Annotated in this window: 15 protein-coding genes; 11 read left to right on the plus strand and 4 right to left on the minus strand. The window is 65.5% G+C overall.

The window, feature by feature from the left end; translation table 11 throughout:
* Positions 1–4: 4 nt before the first annotated feature.
* The 3 genes from AC097O_RS02555 to AC097O_RS02565 all read right to left on the minus strand — a co-directional run bounded on the left by AC097O_RS02555 (position 5) and on the right by AC097O_RS02565 (position 3747).
* The gene (locus AC097O_RS02555) at positions 5–724 is read right to left on the minus strand and encodes a hypothetical protein (protein WP_479591319.1); all 720 of its coding nucleotides are present in this window, start codon (positions 722–724) and stop codon (positions 5–7) included.
* A 130-nt stretch (positions 725–854) separates the two neighbouring features.
* Positions 855–1331, minus strand: a complete 477-nt coding sequence (locus AC097O_RS02560; protein ID WP_479591320.1) for a cyanophycin metabolism-associated DUF1854 family protein — start codon at positions 1329–1331, stop codon at positions 855–857.
* Positions 1332–1476: 145 nt separating this feature from the next.
* Positions 1477–3747, minus strand: coding sequence for a cyanophycin metabolism-associated ABC transporter (locus tag AC097O_RS02565; RefSeq protein ID WP_479591321.1), 2271 nt, complete (start codon positions 3745–3747; stop codon positions 1477–1479).
* 154 nt (positions 3748–3901) lie between these two features.
* On the opposite strand from AC097O_RS02565, the gene AC097O_RS02570 reads away from it, so the two are divergent.
* From AC097O_RS02570 to AC097O_RS02600, 7 genes are all read left to right on the plus strand, one after another.
* On the plus strand, positions 3902–6148 hold the full coding sequence (locus tag AC097O_RS02570) for a cyanophycin synthetase (protein WP_479591322.1): 2247 nt from the start codon (positions 3902–3904) through the stop codon (positions 6146–6148).
* Positions 6148–8715: a cyanophycin synthetase gene (gene cphA / locus AC097O_RS02575; RefSeq protein ID WP_479591323.1), complete on the plus strand. Its 2568-nt coding sequence runs from the start codon at positions 6148–6150 to the stop codon at positions 8713–8715. Before AC097O_RS02570 ends, cphA begins: the two co-directional genes overlap by 1 nt.
* Positions 8716–8940: 225 nt before the next feature.
* Positions 8941–9753 (plus strand): outer envelope protein, encoded by an 813-nt coding sequence (locus AC097O_RS02580; protein ID WP_479591324.1) that lies wholly within the window; start codon positions 8941–8943, stop codon positions 9751–9753.
* Between the two features lie 117 nt (positions 9754–9870).
* The gene (gene minC, locus AC097O_RS02585; protein ID WP_479591325.1) at positions 9871–10605 is read left to right on the plus strand and encodes a septum site-determining protein MinC; all 735 of its coding nucleotides are present in this window, start codon (positions 9871–9873) and stop codon (positions 10603–10605) included.
* A gap of 95 nt (positions 10606–10700) precedes the next feature.
* Positions 10701–11516 carry a septum site-determining protein MinD gene (gene minD, locus AC097O_RS02590; RefSeq protein WP_479591467.1) on the plus strand — a complete coding sequence of 272 codons (816 nt, stop codon included), beginning with the start codon at positions 10701–10703 and terminating at the stop codon, positions 11514–11516.
* 3 nt (positions 11517–11519) lie between these two features.
* Entirely contained in the window at positions 11520–11783 is a 264-nt protein-coding gene (gene minE / locus AC097O_RS02595; RefSeq protein WP_315205081.1) for a cell division topological specificity factor MinE, read from the plus strand.
* Positions 11784–11797: 14 nt separating this feature from the next.
* On the plus strand, positions 11798–12274 hold the full coding sequence (locus tag AC097O_RS02600; protein WP_479591326.1) for a CreA family protein: 477 nt from the start codon (positions 11798–11800) through the stop codon (positions 12272–12274).
* Positions 12275–12277: 3 nt separating this feature from the next.
* Here the strand turns inward: AC097O_RS02600 and AC097O_RS02605 are convergent, their stop codons facing one another.
* Positions 12278–12895 carry a DUF2076 family protein gene (locus AC097O_RS02605; RefSeq protein WP_479591327.1) on the minus strand — a complete coding sequence of 206 codons (618 nt, stop codon included), beginning with the start codon at positions 12893–12895 and terminating at the stop codon, positions 12278–12280.
* A gap of 320 nt (positions 12896–13215) precedes the next feature.
* Between AC097O_RS02605 and cobG the strand changes: the two genes are divergently transcribed.
* The 4 genes from cobG to cobJ are packed head-to-tail and all read left to right on the plus strand — an operon-like array spanning position 13216 to position 16484.
* Positions 13216–14406: a precorrin-3B synthase gene (gene cobG / locus AC097O_RS02610; protein ID WP_479591328.1), complete on the plus strand. Its 1191-nt coding sequence runs from the start codon at positions 13216–13218 to the stop codon at positions 14404–14406.
* A complete protein-coding gene (locus AC097O_RS02615) occupies positions 14390–15022 on the plus strand; it encodes a precorrin-8X methylmutase (RefSeq protein ID WP_479591329.1) in 633 nt (210 codons plus the stop codon). The genes cobG and AC097O_RS02615 overlap by 17 nt, the downstream gene beginning before the upstream one ends.
* On the plus strand, positions 15022–15753 hold the full coding sequence (locus tag AC097O_RS02620) for a precorrin-2 C(20)-methyltransferase (RefSeq protein WP_479591330.1): 732 nt from the start codon (positions 15022–15024) through the stop codon (positions 15751–15753). Before AC097O_RS02615 ends, AC097O_RS02620 begins: the two co-directional genes overlap by 1 nt.
* Entirely contained in the window at positions 15750–16484 is a 735-nt protein-coding gene (gene cobJ, locus AC097O_RS02625; RefSeq protein ID WP_479591331.1) for a precorrin-3B C(17)-methyltransferase, read from the plus strand. The genes AC097O_RS02620 and cobJ overlap by 4 nt, the downstream gene beginning before the upstream one ends.
* Positions 16485–16486: the final 2 nt, after the last annotated feature.

Here is a 16486-nt window from a genome sequence, read left to right on the forward strand (position 1 = left end):
TGGATCAGATCCCGGTGGTCTTCTTGACGGCGGAGGGGTCTTCGTAGGTCAGCGGCCCCTCGCCCAGCTTGTCGGGGTTGAGGGTCTGGTTGGCCACCTGCGCCACATCGACGGCGTTGCCACCGGCGCGCCAAAGCTGTTGCAAAAAGTCCAACAGCTTCTTGGAGATCGGCTCGGGCGGCGGATTCTCGGGCTTCTTTTCCACCGCCTTGGGCGTGGTGGTCCAGTCGGTGGACGGGTCTTTTTCAGTGCTTAGCGGCTGGTTGGGGCCGGGCTCTTTGCCCGCCTCCAGCAGCTTGGCCGCTTTGGCGGCGCTTTCGGGGGATTCGTTTTGCAGGCCGTTGTCTGCATTTTGGGCTTTTTTGGCCGTGTCAGAGACCGCCACCTTCTGGGTGGTGGCCGCAGCCGTGCTGGCTTCCACACCGCCCACGGCTTTCACCGCCTGGGCGGCCTGCGCGCCCTCGCCCTTGGGCACGTTGCGCACGGCGGCGCGCGCCAGTTCTGCGGCCTCCAGTTTGGCAATGTCTTCCTGGGTGGCGGAAATGATGAGCTTGACCGACGGGATCGGCTTGCTGGCCGCCTCCACCTTGGTGGTTTCTTCCTGGATGGCGGCCGTCACCGGCGGGGTGCTAGGCCCCTGGGTCGCCGCCGTTCCGGCGCCAGAACGCGTGCCAGCCGCAGCGGGCGGCCAGTTCACGGTACGTTCGACAGGCGGAATTTGCATTGTATTCACCAGGTAAGTCGGTCCGGACATACTTTTTTCAGACCTCGTACTGTGGTTAACGGCAGAAATGCAGGGTTATTTAGGCCTATTTCTCAAAATATTTAAAAAACTTTACGTCCAGGCCGGTCGCTTACAGAAAACGCTCCAGCAGCTTGCGCGAACCACGGTCCAGCGCCGTCATGTCGCGCACGCTGAACTGCACACCCACGCCCGCGGCAATCAGCAGGCCGCCACGGCCCAGGCGGCGGATGTCTTCCTCGGTCTTGAGCACAAACTCGGTGTCGCCCCGGTCGGTTTCCACCGTCCATACGCTGGGCGTGGAAAAGGTGGAAACGGCCTTGACGCGGCGGATCTCGGGCACAAACTCCCGGGCGGCCAGTTCTTCCACCAAGAGGCTGTGCACGGCAGGCGGCGTGGCAGCCAGGCTGTCGATCCACACCAGTTCATGGCCCTCGGTGCCGACCAGGGACACGCCCTCGTCGGGGGCAGCCAGCGGAAAAGCGCGCACCGGCACCACGCCTTCATGGCGCTCGCCAGAGGCTAAAACCAGCACCAGGCGGCCAAACGCGTCGCGCTCCAGTTGGAAGTCAGGATTCTTGTTGCTCATAGATAGTCACTCAGGTAGTCGCTCGTCAACAGTGAGAACACACATATTCGTGGGATGCCGTGGAACCGGCTTCGCCGGGCCACTGGCATCGCCCCCTGCAAGGGGGTTGGCGAAAACACGCAGTGTGCAGCCTGGGGGTGTGCCATCAATTACCGGCAGGGTGGGCCGAGTGTTCGGCGGGGCGCGACAGGGTCATGCCCTCGTCTTCGCTCTCGGTGCGGCGCAGTTGCGCCTGGTACAGCCGCCAGTACGCGCCCTCGCGGGCCATCAGCTCTTCGTGCGGGCCGACCTCGACCACGCGGCCCCGGTCCATTACCACCAGGCGGTCGGCCTTGCGCAGGGTAGACAGGCGGTGGGCGATGGCGATGGTGGTGCGGCCTTGCACCAGGTTGTCCAGCGCCTTCTGGATTTCGTTTTCGGTTTCGGTGTCCACCGACGAGGTGGCTTCGTCCAGGATCAGGATGCGCGGGTCGATCAGCAGCGCCCGGGCAATCGAGATGCGCTGGCGCTCGCCGCCCGACAGGCCTTGGCCGCGCTCGCCCACCAGCGAGTCATAGCCCTGGGGCAGGCGCAGGATGAATTCGTGTGCATGGGCGGCGCGGGCGGCAGCCACGATTTCGCGGCGCGTCGCATCGGGCTTGCCATAGGCGATGTTCTCGGCGATGGTGCCAAAGAACAAAAACGGCTCTTGCAGCACCAGGCCGATGTTGCGCCGGTAGTCGGCCACGGCGTAGCGGCGGATATCGGTGCCGTCCACCTGGATGGAGCCGTCGGTCACGTCGTAGAAGCGGCAAATCAAATTCACCAGCGTACTCTTGCCCGAGCCGCTGTGACCCACCAGGCCGATCATTTCACCGGGGCGGATGACCAGGTCCAGCTCGCGGATCACGGCCCGGTTACCGTAGCGGAAGCCAATGCGCTTCATCTCGATCTGGCCCCGCATGCCACGCTCCACCTTGCTCACCGGCACCGGCTGGGCAGGCTCGGGCACATTGGACACGTGGTCCAGGATGTCAAAAATCCGCTTGGCTCCGGCGGCGGCCTTTTGCGTCACCGAGACGATGCGGCTCATCGAGTCCAGCCGGGTGTAGAAGCGGCCGATGTAGGCCAGAAACGCAATCAACACACCCACGGTGATCTGGCCCTTGCTCACCTGCCAGATGCCGAACGCCCAGACCACCAGCAGGCCGATATCGGTCAGCAGCGACACGGTGGGGGTGAACAGGCTCCAGGTTTTGTTCAGCCGGTCGTTCACCACCAGATTGGCCTGGTTGGCGGCATGGAAGCGGTCGGCTTCGCGGCGTTCCTGGGCAAAGGCCTTGACCACCCGGATGCCGGGAATGGTATCGGCCAGCACATTGGTGACCTCGCCCCAAACCCGGTCGATCTTCTCGAAGCCGGTGCGCAGCCGGTCGCGCACCGCGTGGATCATCCAGGCGATGAAGGGCAGCGGCAGCAGGGTGACCAGGGCCAGCCAGGGGTTGATGGAGAACAGGATGGCCGAGGTCATCAGCAGCATCAGCACGTCGGTGGCGAAGTCCAGCGCGTGCAGCGACAAGAAGACGGAGATGCGGTCAGTCTCGGAGCCGATGCGGGCGATCAGGTCGCCGGTGCGCTTTGCGCCAAAGTAGTCCAGCGACAGGCCCAGCAGGTGCTCAAAGGCAGTGGTGCGCAGGTCGGCGGCAATGCGCTCGGACACCAGGGCCAGCAGCCAGGTGCGCACCCAGCCCAGGCTCCAGGCCAGCAGCGCCGAGCCCAACAGCCCGGCCAGCAGCCACTTCACCTGCGCGACATCAATCTGTTTGCCGCTCTGGAACGGGATCAGCACCTCGTCCATGAGCGGAATCGTCAAATACGGCGGCACCAGCGTGGCGGCGGTCGAGGCCAGCATCAGCAGGAAGCCGGTCAGCAATTTGCCCTGGTAGGGCTTGGCAAAGCGCCACAGCCGCAGCAGCACCCAGGTGCTGGGTACTGTGTTGAGCTCACGGGTGCAGACGGCGCACTCATCGCTGTCGGGCGGCAACGGGGCGTGGCAGGTGGGGCACTGGCCGGGTTCATCCAGGCTGGCTTCCACCGGCTTCAGGCGGTGTTCAAACAGTTTGACCAGCTTGAGCGCCTGGGCGTCCACCCCCAGGGTGTAGCGCCAGCGGGCCAGCCGGGTGTGGGCGTTGTGCAGCTCCAGCGTGCCGACACCGGCATGGTCGAAGTGGCGCAGGACCAGATCGGGCGTGAGCGGCCAAGCTTGCCAGGTGCCGTCCTGCAGGCTGAGAAGGCGCTGGTCGGTCAGGGCCAGCAGCCCGGGCGCAAAGCGCAGCTGGGCATCCAGGTCAACGGACAGGCTGACTAGGGCGTTCTCGTGGGGAAGGAGCTGCGATTGCAAGCCACTATTGAGTTCGACGGGATGATGGTGTTGCATTTAATTGAAGACCCTCGAATTTCTGGCCCAGCGCCGGTGCTTCGTCGGGGACTGAGATTCTCGCCGATGCCAAGTCCATTTCTAATTACCATATGCACCTGCGCACATTAGCCACCAGCAGCCGGGCCGCCCGGACACTACTTACGCCAAAAACATGAGCCCCAAGGACGACATCCAACTGCTGCGCATCAACTATTTGCGCGGCCCCAACATCTGGACCTACCGGCCCGCCCTCGAAGTCTGGCTCGACCTGGGGGAACTGGAAGAATTTCCCTCCAACCTGCTGCCCGGCTTTACCGACCGCCTGGTCGCCCTGCTGCCCGCCCTGGTGGAACACCACTGCGGCGTGGGCGAGCGCGGCGGCTTCCTGCAGCGGCTGGTGGAAGGCACCTGGGCCGGGCATACGCTGGAGCACATCGTCATCGAGCTGCTGAACCTGGCGGGCATGCCCACCGGCTTTGGCCAGACCCGCAGCACCAGCCAGCGCGGCGTGTACCGCATGGTGTTCCGGGCCCGCGATGAGCAGGTCGCCCGTACCGCCCTGGCCCAGGGCCATCGCCTGATCATGGCAGCCATCAACGACCAGCCGTTTGACGTAGCCACCGCCGTAGCCGCCGTGCGTACCGAGGTGGACGACTGCTACCTCGGCCCCAGCACCGCCTGCATCGTGGGCGCCGCCACCGACCGCAGCATTCCGCACATCCGCCTGAACGACGGCAACCTGGTGCAACTGGGCCACGGGGCCCGCCAGCGCCGCATCTGGACAGCCGAGACCGAATTCACCAGCGCCATCGCCGAGGGCATTGCCCACGACAAGGACCTGACCAAGACCCTGCTGAAGTCCTGTGGCGTGCCCGTACCCGAAGGCGTGGTGGTCGACAGCCCGCAAGCCGCCTGGGAAGCTGCGCAAGACGTGGGCTTGCCGGTGGTGGTGAAGCCGTCTGACGGCAACCATGGCCGGGGCGTGGCGCTGGACCTGAGCACCCAGGCCGATGTGGAAGCCGCCTACCTGGTGGCCGAGCAGCACGGCAGCGAGGTGCTGGTGGAGCGTTTTGTGCGCGGCAACGAACACCGCCTGCTGGTGGTGGGTGGCCGTGTGGTGGCCGCCGCCCGGGGTTCGGTGGCCTGGGTCACGGGCAACGGCCAGTCCACCGTGGCCGAGCTGGTGGACGCGCACATCAACACCGACCCGCGCCGTGGTACCCACGAAGACGCGCCGCTGGGCCTGATCGAAACCTACAAAGACGAAGCCGTGCTGCTGGACCTGCAGCGCCAGGGCCTCACGCCCGACTCGGTGCCCGCCGCGGGCAAACAGGTGCTGATCCAGCGCAACGGCAACGTCGCCATAGACTGCACCGACCTGATGCACCCCGAGGTAGACCACATCGTGTCGCTGGCCGCGCGCATCGTGGGGCTGGACATTGCCGGGGTGGACGTGGTGTGCGAAGACATCTCCAAGCCGCTAGGCCCCCAGGGCGGCGCGATTGTGGAGGTCAACGCCGGCCCCGGCCTGCTGATGCACCTGAAACCCGCCGAGGGCTCGCCCCGCCCGGTGGGCCGCGCCATCGTGGACCACCTGTTTGACGAAGACGAGACCGGCCGCATCCCCATCGTGGGCGTGGCCGGCACGCAAGGCACGCACACCATCGCCCGGCTGGTCGCCTGGCTGCTGCACCTGAGCGGCAAACGCGTGGGCCTGGCCTGCCGCGACGGCCTGTTCCTGGACACCCGGCGCATCGAAACCAAGGACTGCGCCCACTGGGAACCCGCCCACCGCCTGCTGATCAACCGCTCGATGGAAGCCGCCGTGATCGAAAACGGGGCCGCCAGCATCCTGCGCGATGGCCTGGCCTACGACCGCTGCACCGTCGGCATCGTTACCGACCTGGGCGGCGCGGAAACCCTGGCCCACTTCGACATCACCGAAGAAGACCAGTTGGTGAAAGTGCTGCGCACCCAGGTAGACGTGGTGCTGGCCGAGGGTGTGGCTGTGCTGAATGCCGTGGACGAGCGCGTGGCCGCCATGGCCGAGCTCTGCGACGGTTCCGCCATTTTGTATGGAATTGACCCGCTACTGCCCGCCACCATTGCACACCGCGCTATAGAAGGTAGAGCAGTCGTGATCCACAAGGGCGACATCGTGCTGGCCACCGGCAGTTCTGAGGTGCCGCTGGTGAACCTGGAGCGCCTCACCGCCAGCTGGACCACCCCGGCGCAGCTGGAGCCCATCCTGGCCTCGATTGCCGCCGCCTGGGCGATGGATATTTCGCCCGACCTGATCGTGGCCGGGCTCAAGACCTTTGAGCTGGAACTCCCTGCCGACCGCCCTGCGCCTGCTGTGCGCCCCACCCAGCCCCCAGCCGCCCCCCGTACCGAACAAGAAGATAGAAAGACCGACTGATGGAAGTCTCACGCATCCGGGCCCTGCGCGGCCCCAATCTCTGGAGCCGCCACACCGCTGTGGAAGCCGTGGTGGCCTGTGCGGAATCCGAACAGGCCATCGCCCAGCTTCCCGGCTTCGAGGTCGCCCTGCGCGCCCTGTTCCCGGCCATCGGGCCGCTGCGCCCCAACCGCGAACACGCCTCAGTCTCGCTGGCCCATGTGCTGGAAGCCGCCACGCTGGCGCTGCAGGCCCAGGCGGGCTGCCCGGTCACCTTCAGCCGCACCTCGGCCACCGAACAAACCGGCATCTACCAGGTGGTGGTGGAGTACAGCGAGGAAGCCGTAGGCCGCCAGGCCCTGGAGCTGGCCCAGGCCTTGATACAGGCCGCGCTGAACCACACCGCTTTCGACAAAGATGCTGCCATCGCCCAACTGCGCGAAACCGACGAAGACGAACGCATGGGCCCCAGCACCGGTGCCATCGTGGATGCCGCCGTGTCCCGGGGCATCCCGTACCGCCGCCTGACCAAGGGCAGCATGGTGCAGTTTGGCTGGGGCTCGCGCCAGCGCCGCATCCAGGCCGCAGAGTTCGACCTGACCAGCGCCGTGTCCGAAGCCATCGCCCAGGACAAAGACCTGACCAAAAAGCTGCTGCACGCTGCCGGTGTGCCCGTGCCGCTGGGCCGCCCGGTGGAAACGCTGGAAGAAGCCTGGCAAGTGGCGCTGGAAATCGGCCTGCCCGTGGTGGTGAAGCCGCAAGACGGCAACCAGGGCAAGGGTGTCACGGTCAACATCGTGGACCGCGCGCATCTGGACATCGCCTTCGCCGCCGCCGCCGAAATCGGCGAAGTGATGGTGGAAAAATTCTTGCCCGGCAGCGACTTCCGCCTGCTGGTGGTGGGCAACAAGCTGGTGGCTGCCGCCCGCCGCGACCCGCCCCAGGTGCTGGGCGACGGCGTGCACACCGTGCGCGAGCTGGTGGACATCGTCAACTCCGACCCCAAGCGCGGCGAAGGCCATGCCACCTCGCTAACCAAAATCCGCTTTGACGACATTGCCATCGCCCGGCTGGCGCTGCAAGACCTGGCGCCCGCGTCCGTGCCCGATAAAGGCCGCCGCGTCATCCTGCGCAACAACGCCAACCTGAGCACCGGCGGCACCGCCACCGATGTGACCGACGACGTGCACCCTGCCGTCGCCGCCCAGGCCGTGGCCGCCGCCCAGATGATCGGCCTGCACATCTGCGGCGTGGACGTGGTCTGCGAAAGCATGCTCAAGCCGCTGGAAGACCAGCACGGCGGCATTGTGGAAGTGAACGCTGCGCCCGGCCTGCGCATGCACATCTCGCCCTCGTTCGGCAAGGGCCGCAATGTGGGCGAGGCCATGATTGGCAACCTGTATGCCGCAGGCGACGATGGCCGCATCCCGGTGGTCGCCGTCACCGGCACCAACGGCAAAACCACCACCGCCCGCCTCATCGCCCACCTGTTCACCAGCAGCGGATTGCGCGTGGGCATGACCAACACCGACGGCGTGTACGTCAATGGCCGCCAGATCGACAGCGGCGACTGCTCCGGCCCCAAGAGCGCCCGCAATGTGCTGATGCACCCCGACGTGGATGCCGCCGTGTTTGAAACCGCCCGTGGCGGCATGCTGCGCGAAGGCCTGGGCTTTGACCGCTGCCAGGTGGCCGTGGTCACCAACATCGGCGCGGGCGACCACCTGGGCCTGAACTACATCACTACGGTGGAAGACCTGGCGGTGCTCAAGCGCGTGATCGTGCAAAACGTGCCCTCCACCGGCTACGCGGTGCTCAACGCCGCCGACCCCATCGTCGCCGCCATGGCCACGGCCTGCCCCGGCAACGTTATCTACTTCACCGCCGACCGCCACCACCCGGTGATGGCCACCCACCGCGCCCAGGGGCGGCGCACGGTGTATGTGGATGGCGACCACATCGTGGCCGCCGTGGGCTCGTGGCGCGAGCAGATCGCCCTGCGCGACGTACCGCTCACCCGGGCAGGCACCATTTCCTTCCAGGTGGACAACGCCATGGCCGCCGTGGCCGCCGCCTGGGGCGTGGGCATGAACTGGGACACCATCCGCCGCGGCCTCTCCAGCTTTTCCAACGATGCCGACAACGCGCCGGGCCGCTTCAACGTGATGGACTACAAGGGTGCGACGGTGATTGCCGACTACGGCCACAACCCAGATGCCATGCGTGCCCTGGTGTCCGCCGTGGAGGCCATGCCCGCCAAGCGCCGCTCAGTGGTGATCAGCGGCGCGGGTGACCGGCGCGACGAAGACATCCGCGAACAAACCGTGATTCTGGGCGACGCGTTTGACGACGTAATCCTGTTCGAAGATGCCTGCCAGCGCGGCCGTGCCGACGGCGAAGTGGTCAAGCTGCTGCGCGAAGGCCTGGCCAACGCCCAGCGCACCCGCCAGGTGGACGAGATCTACGGCGAATTCATCGCCATCGACCACGCCCTGGCCCGCCTGCAGCCGGGCGACCTGTGCCTGATTCTGGTGGACCAGGTGGAAGAAGCCCTGGCGCACCTGGCGCAACGGGTGGCCGCGGCCTAAAAAAGCAGTTTTGCTGCACTGCAACAGGGCAGGATGGTGAGAGCCATCCTGCCCTGTTGCCTTTGGATGGTGCACACCAGAGTAGTTACAAGCTTTTTAGGCCGCTTGCGCTTATGGAATGGGCGTGGGCAGCTATAAATTTTGAAAAATATGTAAAACTTTGTTGGCATGGTGTTTGCACTGTGGAAGTGGGCATTCAGTTCACTTAACCACCAGGGATACACGATGAAAACTACACGTACAGGCGCGGTGCTTTTGGCAACCGCAGCAGCTTTGGCCACCGGCGCACAAGCTGCCGACTGGAGCGACACCTCCATCGGCTACCGCTACGGCACCAGCTTTCGCGAGCCGTTCAACAGCAAAGACCTGTCCAAAAACATCATCAACATCACCCACGTCAGCGGCTACAAGTACGGCACCAATTTCCTGAACCTGGACCTGTTGCAGTCCGACGCCGACGACAGCAGCGCCCAAGAGGCCTATCTGGTCTACCGCCATACGCTGGACCTGGGCAAGGTCAGCGGCAAAAGCTTTGCCATGGGCCCGGTGCGCGGCCTGGGCCTGACCGCCGGGTTCGACTGGAACACCAAGAACGATGCCAACTACGCGTCCAAAAAGCGCATGCTGGTCATCGGCCCCACGGTGATGGTGGACGTGCCGGGCTTCTTGAACGCCAGCCTGCTGCTGCTCAAAGAAAGCAATATGCCCAAGTCCATCACCAGCCGCTACACCTACAAGACCCACCCCATGCTGAACCTGGCCTGGGGCATCCCGATCAGCGGTACGGGTTTGTCGTTCGAGGGCTACCTGAACTACATCGCCTCCAAGGGGAGCAATGAATTCGGCGGCCCCACCTCGCCCGAAACCAATTTCGATGGCACGGTTTTCTACGACCTGAGCCCCGCTCTGGGTGCCAGCCCCAAGACCCTGCGCGTCGGTGTGGGCTACCAATACTGGCGCAACAAGTTCGGCAACCCCGACACCATCACCGGCACCACGGCCAAAACGCCGATGGTCCGCGCCGACTACCATTTTTAAGCGCAAAAGCTATCCTGCCGGACTTCCAACCGGCAGGGCCTGCCCGCAGCGGGAGTCGGGAGCACGGGCAGCGGTAAAATCGCGCCTTTGTCGCCCTTTCCCCCTCCTACTCCATCCATGTCGTCTGTAACCGCCGGGTCCACCCGGGCCTGCTTTGACCTGAAAAGTGCCACGCTACCCCTGATTGCGGTGGTACTGAAAACCGCCGACCTGGCCGCCCTGGCCCAAGAGATGGAAGTCCGTTTTGGCGACACCCCCGATTTTTTCGACCAGGACCCGGTCGTCATCAACCTGCTGCCGGTAGCCGATAGCGCCGACCCCATCAATTTCAAGCTGCTGGTCGAGCTGTTGCGCAGCTACCGCATGCAACCGATTGCCGTGCACGGCGGCAGCGCAGCGCAGCGACAGGTGGCTGTGCAGGCCGGGCTGGTGGACGCACCCGACATCACCAACGCCGCGCCCCTGCCCCCCGCTGCGCCCCCCGTGGCCGCGCCTGCACCCGAACCTGCTGCGGTGGTGCCCAGCGGTGCGCTGGTCATCGACAAGCCCTTGCGCTCGGGCCAGCAGGTCTACGCCCGCGGCAGCGACCTGGTGGTGCTGGCCATGGTCAGCAACGGTGCCGAGGTGCTGGCCGATGGCAGCATCCACGTGTACGCCCCGCTGCGGGGCCGCGCCATTGCCGGGGCCAAGGGCAACGAAGACGCACGCATTTTCAGCACCTGCCTGGAGGCCGAGCTGGTCTCCATCGCCGGTGTGTACCGTACCTCCGAAATCCCCCTGCCCGCCGAGGTGCTGGGCAAACCGGCCCAGGTGCGGCTGCTCAGCGAAAAGCTGGTCATGGAAGCCCTGTAATGGCCACACGCCGCAAGCAAAACCCGGTTCGCCGCCCACCGCCGTCGGCATCCATCACCCCATTCAAACCCAGAAATCTGAAAGACCCGCAACCCATGACCAAGATCATTGTGGTGACATCCGGCAAAGGTGGCGTTGGCAAGACCACCACCAGCGCCAGTTTTGCCTCCGGCCTCGCGCTACGCGGCCATAAAACCGCCGTGATCGACTTCGACGTCGGCCTGCGCAACCTCGACCTGATCATGGGCTGCGAACGCCGCGTGGTGTACGACCTGATCAACGTGATCCACAACGAGGCCAACCTGAACCAGGCGCTCATCAAGGACAAGCAGTGCGACAACCTGTTCGTGCTGGCCGCCTCGCAAACCCGTGACAAGGACGCGCTGACGCAAGACGGCGTGGAGCGCGTGCTCAAAGATTTGGGCGAGATGGGCTTTGAGTACATCGTCTGCGACTCGCCTGCGGGCATCGAGACCGGCGCGCTGATGGCCATGCACTTTGCCGACGAGGCCCTGGTGGTCACCAACCCCGAAGTGTCTTCGGTGCGCGACTCCGACCGCATCCTGGGCATGCTGGGCTCCAAGACCAAGCGCGCCATCGAAGGACTGGCCCCCATCAAGGAGCACCTGGTCATCACCCGCTACAACCCGGTGCGGGTGGAAGATGGCCAAATGCTGTCGCTGGAAGACATACAGGACATCCTGCGCATCCCGCTGATGGGCGTGATCCCCGAGTCGGAAACCGTGCTGCAGGCCTCCAACCAGGGCCTGCCCGCCATCCACCTGACCGAAACCGATGTCTCGGAAGCCTACAAGGACGTGGTGGCGCGGTTTTTGGGCGAAGACAAGCCCATGCGTTTTGTCGAAGCCGTGAAGCCCGGATTTTTCAAGCGCCTTTTCGGAGGGAAATAAGCCATGTCTTTCCTGTCGTTCTTCCTGGGCGAGAAGAAAAAAACCGCCACGGTGGCCAAAGAGCGGCTGCAAATCATCCTGGCGCACGAGCGCAGTGGCCGGGGTGCCAGCCGCCCCGACTACCTGCCCGCCCTGCAGCGCGAGCTGCTGGCGGTGATCTCCAAGTACGTGTCGATCAACGCCGAAGACATCAAGGTCCACCTGGAGCGCCAGGACAACCTGGAAGTGCTGGAAGTAAAGATCGAACTACCCGAAGCATTGCGCTAGAACTGGAGACTCGGATGAAGCTGAGGACTTTTACAACAGTTACTTTGGCACTGGCAGCCACCTGCATGGCGGCCCAGGCCGAGCAAATCGGCGCGGTGGATACGGCTTTCCAGTGGATCGGGCCCGACCACAAAATCGTGGTGGAAGCCTATGACGACCCGCTGGTGCAGGGCATTACCTGCTTTGTGTCGCGGGCCAAAACCGGCGGGCTCAAGGGCGCGTTTGGCCTGGCCGAAGACAAGGCCGAAGCCTCGATTGCCTGCCGCCAGGTGGGCCCCATCAGCTTTACCAAACCGCTGCCGCAAAGCGACGAGGTGTTCAACGAGCGCCTGTCCATCCTGTTCAAAAAACTGCGCATCGTGCGCATGGTGGACAAAAAGCGCAACGCCCTGGTCTACCTCACCTACACCGACAAGCTGATCGACGGCTCGCCAGAAAACGCGCTCACCGCCGTAGCGGTAGACCACGCCACCGCCATTCCGCTCAAATAAGGCTCAAGCCCAGTCGCTGGCGCTGTCGCCGCCCATATCCAGCCCGTCATCGTTGCCAAATACGTCGGTGTTGGCATCTGCGACCGATGGCACCGCCTCGGACGCAGCCGCTGTCGGCTCGCTCAGGCCAAAGGCCGTAGCCGGTGTGCCCGCCAAGGCACTACTGCTGCTGTGGTGACCCATCAGGCTCTCTATTCCCTGGAACAAAAACGCCCCTGCGGCCACGCCCGCGGCGGTGGTCGCCATGCTGGTCAGGAAGCTAGGGGCCTGGAAGCGCGAGGGTGTTGGAGCGGCTTGCGGGTAGGCCGGTGCAGGGGCATAAGCCGCGACCGGGGCCACAGCGGGCGCTACCGGGGCCCGGCCCCAGCCGTTGGCATCCAGAAAGTTGGCGACAGGCTTGGCCTGCTGCAACTCGGCTTGCAGGCTAGCGATCTGCGTCTGGGCGGCTTGCAAGGCGTTGTCTTGCAGCAGGCAGCGCTGCACCAGCAGATAGGCCGCGTCGGGCTGGCGCGCCAGTGCGGTATCGATCAGCGTTTGTGCCTCTGCGTCCTTCACCGCGGCCCGTGCCTGGCCGAGTTGCTGCAGAAAAGTAGTGAGTTGCTCGCGCTCTAGGGTGTTCATGGAAACCTCAACGGTATTGGTGAATGCACAGTAGATACCGCCCAAGTCCCAAAAATTCAATGCCTGCACCGGCTTGCGGTGGTGAAGTGGCCGTAAAGATGGAGGTGGCCCACTTCACAAATGCTACTTTTTTAGTAGCTGCTTGCGCCCATTCCATCAGCGCTAGGGCCTTATTTTTTATAAATTTTTGCTTATGGACTGCTGCGGGCCGTGGTGGCCTCTGGCCGCACATCCCGCTGTAGGGCACCAATGCGATACTTGAAGGCTTGCCCGTTGGGTAAGTTTGCCCCCTCCGCCGCCCAGAAACCAACCGCCTCCGGATGCGAACCGCCACAGCCACGCCCTCCACGCCAACCCGCGCCACCGCAGTACCGCCGCAGACCAAGGGCTGGTGCCCGGGTGCCCTGCGCCCGATGCTGTCGGGCGACGGCCTGGTGGTGCGGGTGCGCCCGCACGGGGGATGGCTGACATCGGCCCAGGCGGCAGGTATCGCTGCGCTGGCCCGCCAGTACGGCAACGGCCTGCTGGACCTGACCAGCCGCGCCAACCTGCAACTGCGCGGTATCCGCCCCGAAGCCCACGCCGACTTGCTGCTCGGCCTGCAGGCTCTGGGCCTGGTGGACGGCAGCGCAGAGCAAGAATCCCGCCGCAACATCCTCGTCAGCCCGTTCTGGCAACCAGAAGACGACACACAAGCCATCGCCGCCGCACTGGCCCAGGCCCTAGCCGCAACCGATGCCCCCGCCCTGCCCGGCAAGTTCGGTTTTGCGGTGGACTGCGGCGCGCAGGCGGTGCTGCGGGCCAGCTCTGCGGACATCCGTATTGAACGCGGACCCGGCGGCTTCACCGTGCGCGCCGAAGGCTATGCCACGGGTGCCTGCGTCAACGCCGAGGACGTTGTGCCCACCGCGATGGCGCTGGCGCGGTGGTTCATGGCGCAGGGCGGCAAACGGATGGCCGCGCTGGCACCAAAGCATGCGCTGCCGCAGCGCTTTCAGGCGACCCGCGACTTTTCTGCGTCCGCCCCCCCACCCCAGCCAGGTCCAACCGCCGTCGGCTGGCTGGTGGGTGCCGAATTTGGCCAGTTGCAGGCCGACACCCTGGCCGCCCTGTCCACTTTGGGCGCGCTGCGGCTGACACCCTGGCGCATGCTCCTGGTCGAGGGCCTGCAACACGCATCCAATATCAAAGGCCTGGTCGCCCAGCCCTTGGACCCCCGCATGCGGGTCGTGGCATGCACCGGCGCACCGGGCTGCCTGCAAGCTGCCGCAGCCACCCGGCCACTGGCCCGTGCACTAGCCGCCATGGTCCCGGTAGACCAGTTGCTGCACATCTCCGGCTGCAGCAAAGGCTGCGCCCACCCACGCGAAGCCCTGACGCTGGTGGCCACACCTGCGGGCTTCAACCTGATTCGCCATGGCACAGCAGCAGCCATCCCCGATCTGCTGGCCTTGGCCCCTGAAACGATTGCTTCCCATTTGTTCCCGACACCCCATGCGCCACGAATTTGAAACTGACGGAACCGCCATCTACCGCCAGTCCTTTGCCATCATCCGGGCCGAGGCCGACCTGGCCCGCTTCAACCCCATTGAAGAGCTGGCCGTGGTCCGCATGGTGCACGCCACCGGCATGGTCGGGCTGGAGGCCCATGTGCGCTTTACAGACGGCATGGCAGAAGCCACGCGCGCGGCCCTGGAGGCTGGAGCCCCCATCCTGTGCGACGTGCGCATGGTCAGCGAAGGCATTACCCGCAGCCGCCTGCCTGCCGACAACCAGGTTATCTGCACGCTGAACGATCCCCAGGTGCGCGAGCTGGCCCAAAGCATGGCGACCACCCGCAGCGCTGCCGCGCTGGAGCTGTGGCGACCGCATCTGGCCGGTGCCGTGGTGGCCATCGGCAATGCACCCACCGCGCTGTTTCACCTGCTGAACATGCTGCAAGACCCCAGTTGCCCACGCCCGGCAGCCATCATCGGCTGCCCGGTGGGCTTTGTGGGCGCAGCCGAATCCAAGGCCGCGTTGATGGCCGCACCGCCCGTGCCCGCCATGGTGGTGCAAGGCCGACTCGGTGGCTCGGCCATCACCGTCGCCGCCGTGAACGCACTCGCCTGCCGGAGGGAAATTTGATGGGCCGCATCCTCTGCGCAGGGCTCGGCCCTGGCGACCCAGACCTGATGAGCGTACGCGCCGACCGCGCCATCCGCAGCGCCCGCCATGTGGCCTATTTCCGCAAAAAAGGCCGCCCCGGCCAGGCCCGGCGCATCGTGGACGGCATGCTGGCCCCCGATGTGGTCGAGTACGCCATGGAATACCCGGTGACCACCGAGCTGCCGTTCGACAGCCCGGAATACATCGCCTGCCTGGCCGCGTTCTACGACGACTGGACCACCCGGCTAGCAGCCCTGGCGCAGTATGAGGACGTACTGGTGCTGTGCGAGGGCGACCCGTTCTTTTACGGCTCGTTCATGCACCTCTACACCCGCCTCCAAGGCCGGGCCACGGTGGAAGTGATACCCGGCATCCCCGGCATGGTGGGCTGCTGGTCGGCCACCGGCACCCCCATCACCTGGGGCGACGATGTGCTGGTGGTGCTGATGGGCACGCTGCCCGAGGCCGAACTGCTGCGCCACATGCAATCGGCCGATGCCTTGGTGATCATGAAAACCGGTCGCAACCTGCCCCGCGTGCGCAGCGCGCTGGCCGCGGCTGGACGGCTGGACCAGGCCTGGCTGGTCGAGCGCGGCACCATGCCGGGCGAGCGCGTTGTGCCCCTGTCCGAAGTGGATGGCACCGACTGCCCCTATTTCGCCATCGTGCTGGTCCACGGCCAGGGCCGCCGCCCCGAGGTGCAGGAATGAGCGGCTGGCTGTGCATCGCCGGTCTGGGCCCGGGCGATGCGGCTCTGGTCACTCCCGAAGTCACCCATGCGCTGGAGGCCGCCACCGACATCGTGGGCTACATCCCCTACGTGGCCCGCATCGCAGCGCGCCCCGGCCTCACGCTGCATGCGTCTGACAACCGGGTGGAAATGGACCGCGCCCGTGCTGCGCTGCAGATGGCTTCTGAGGGCAAACAGGTGGTCATCGTCTCATCTGGCGACCCGGGCGTGTTTGCCATGGCCTCCGCCGTGTTCGAAGCGCTGGAAGGCCGCGCGGACTGGCAGGCGCTGGATATCCGCGTGCTGCCCGGCATCACCGCCATGCTGGCCGGCGCGGCACGCGCCGGTGCGCCACTGGGCCACGACTTCTGCGCCATCAACCTCAGCGACAACCTCAAACCCGCCGCGCTGATCGAAGCCCGCGTGCGCGCCGCTGCCGGGGCCGACTTTGCCATGGCCTTCTACAACCCCCGCTCGGCCAGCCGCCCGCACACTTTTGGCCGTGTGCTGGAGATATTGCGCGAGACTTGCGGCCCAGACCGGCTCATCACCTTTGCCCGCGCCGTGAGCACGCCGGAAGAAAAGCTGCTGACCGTCACCTTGGCAGAGGCCACGCCCGAGATGGCCGACATGCGAACCGTGGTCATCGTGGGCAATAGCGCCACCCGCCGCGTGGGCCGCTTTGTCTACACACCGCGCTCGGCGCTATGAAT

Source organism: Rhodoferax sp. LS1P39 (genome assembly GCF_056521425.1).

Bases quoted from the DNA above. Each gene is read 5' to 3' on its own strand.
- AC097O_RS02555 (WP_479591319.1), bottom strand. From the start codon at position 724: ATGCAAATTCCGCCTGTCGAACGTACCGTGAACTGGCCGCCCGCTGCG.
- AC097O_RS02560 (WP_479591320.1), bottom strand. From the start codon at position 1,331: ATGAGCAACAAGAATCCTGACTTCCAACTGGAGCGCGACGCGTTTGGC.
- AC097O_RS02565 (WP_479591321.1), bottom strand. From the start codon at position 3,747: ATGCAACACCATCATCCCGTCGAACTCAATAGTGGCTTGCAATCGCAG.
- AC097O_RS02570 (WP_479591322.1), top strand. From the start codon at position 3,902: ATGAGCCCCAAGGACGACATCCAACTGCTGCGCATCAACTATTTGCGC.
- cphA (WP_479591323.1), top strand. From the start codon at position 6,148: ATGGAAGTCTCACGCATCCGGGCCCTGCGCGGCCCCAATCTCTGGAGC.
- AC097O_RS02580 (WP_479591324.1), top strand. From the start codon at position 8,941: ATGAAAACTACACGTACAGGCGCGGTGCTTTTGGCAACCGCAGCAGCT.
- minC (WP_479591325.1), top strand. From the start codon at position 9,871: ATGTCGTCTGTAACCGCCGGGTCCACCCGGGCCTGCTTTGACCTGAAA.
- minD (WP_479591467.1), top strand. From the start codon at position 10,701: ATGACCAAGATCATTGTGGTGACATCCGGCAAAGGTGGCGTTGGCAAG.
- minE (WP_315205081.1), top strand. From the start codon at position 11,520: ATGTCTTTCCTGTCGTTCTTCCTGGGCGAGAAGAAAAAAACCGCCACG.
- AC097O_RS02600 (WP_479591326.1), top strand. From the start codon at position 11,798: ATGAAGCTGAGGACTTTTACAACAGTTACTTTGGCACTGGCAGCCACC.
- AC097O_RS02605 (WP_479591327.1), bottom strand. From the start codon at position 12,895: ATGAACACCCTAGAGCGCGAGCAACTCACTACTTTTCTGCAGCAACTC.
- cobG (WP_479591328.1), top strand. From the start codon at position 13,216: ATGCGAACCGCCACAGCCACGCCCTCCACGCCAACCCGCGCCACCGCA.
- AC097O_RS02615 (WP_479591329.1), top strand. From the start codon at position 14,390: ATGCGCCACGAATTTGAAACTGACGGAACCGCCATCTACCGCCAGTCC.
- AC097O_RS02620 (WP_479591330.1), top strand. From the start codon at position 15,022: ATGGGCCGCATCCTCTGCGCAGGGCTCGGCCCTGGCGACCCAGACCTG.
- cobJ (WP_479591331.1), top strand. From the start codon at position 15,750: ATGAGCGGCTGGCTGTGCATCGCCGGTCTGGGCCCGGGCGATGCGGCT.